The organism is Streptomyces phytophilus (genome assembly GCF_013870535.1).
Lineage (GTDB): Bacteria > Actinomycetota > Actinomycetes > Streptomycetales > Streptomycetaceae > Streptomyces > Streptomyces phytophilus.
Genome location: NZ_JACBXC010001541.1, coordinates 1 through 1,253, shown reverse-complemented (window position 1 = coordinate 1,253; position 1,253 = coordinate 1). Strand labels below are relative to the sequence as shown.

At 76.6% G+C, this 1,253-nt stretch carries 1 protein-coding gene and 1 pseudogene; one reads left to right on the top strand and one right to left on the bottom strand.

Going from position 1 to position 1,253, the window contains the following annotated elements:
• Positions 1-297 (top strand): annotated as a pseudogene (locus tag H5J30_RS34070) (alpha/beta hydrolase); the annotation flags it as partial.
• Positions 298-540: 243 nt separating this feature from the next.
• On the opposite strand, the gene H5J30_RS34065 reads toward H5J30_RS34070, so the two are convergent.
• Positions 541-1,253, bottom strand: a 713-nt coding sequence (locus tag H5J30_RS34065; RefSeq protein WP_181791685.1) for a LysR substrate-binding domain-containing protein, incomplete at its 5' end; no start/stop codon positions are given.

The following is a 1,253-nucleotide window of genomic DNA, read 5'->3' as shown; positions in this document are numbered from 1 at the left end:
AGCGGGCGCACCGTGCTGCTCGTGCACGGCACGGACGACGCGCGCACCGACCCGGACCTGTCGTACCGGCTGGCGGTGCGGGCGAAGAAGGCCAACCGCGACGTGTGCCGCTTCGAGGTGCACTCCGACGGCCACGGGCTGCACCAGCACCGGCCCGAAGTCCTCGCCCTGGCCGCCGACTTCGTCAGGGGTTCGCTCTTCGGCCGGCCGTACAGCAGGCCGCTCGCCGACGCGCTGGCCGCGCCCCCGCCGATCGGCCTGCGGATGCCGCTGGCGGCGGGCTTCGCCCCGGCGTAGGAGCCGCTGCGGCGCGGCACACGCCGACCGCGGCGGTGTGCGGGTGCGGCTGTACGCGGGTGCGTTGTCAGAGGGGCGGCCTACCCTTGGGCGGGTGCGCGGGGGAAGTTTGCGCGGGGGAGTCGGGCCCGGGCACCACGGCCCCTGGTACGGCCCCGCCCGGTACGGGTCACCGCCACGGGCCACCGCCACGGTGACCGGTACCGGTCACCGCCACGGCGTCCCGCCTCCGGTCCGTACCTCCTATCCCGCCAGCAACTGCCCCCGGCGTCCCAGCAGGAACCGCCGGAACGCCCCCACCGGCGCCGTCTCCTGCTGCCCCGCCACCCACGCCACCCCGATCTCCCGCACCGCCCGGGGCGCCGTGACGTCCAGTTCCACCACCCCCGGCCGCGGCACCGCGGGCGGCGGCAGCAGCGCGACGCCGAGCCCCGCCGCGACCAGCCCGCGGATCGTCTCCGCCTCCTCCCCCTCGAACGCGATGCGCGGCACGAACCCCGCCTCGGCGCACAACTCCTCCATCATCCGCCGCATCCCGTAGCCCGGCTCCAGCGTCACGAACGGGTCCTCCGCCACCTCCGCCAGCCGGATCCGGCGGCGCCCCGCCAGCCGGTGGTCGTCCGGCACCACGAGCCGCAGGCGCTGCTCGTCGAGGCGCCGCGCCCGGAGGTCAGGCGCGTCCGGCACCGGCGAGGTCAGGCACAGGTCCAACTCGCCCGCGCGCAGCCGCTGGAGCATCCACTCGCCGTAGTTCTGCACCAGCGCGAAGCGCACCCGCGGGTGGTCCTTGCGGAACTCCCGCAGCAGCCCCGGCACGGTCTCGGAGCCGAGCGTGTGCAGGAAGCCGAAGGCGACCTTGCCCGTCTCGGGGTGCGCGTCGGCGCGTACGGCCTCGGCCCCGCGCGCCACCTCGGGCACCACGCCGCCGAAGCGGGCGTGCGCGTCGACGCTGGAGG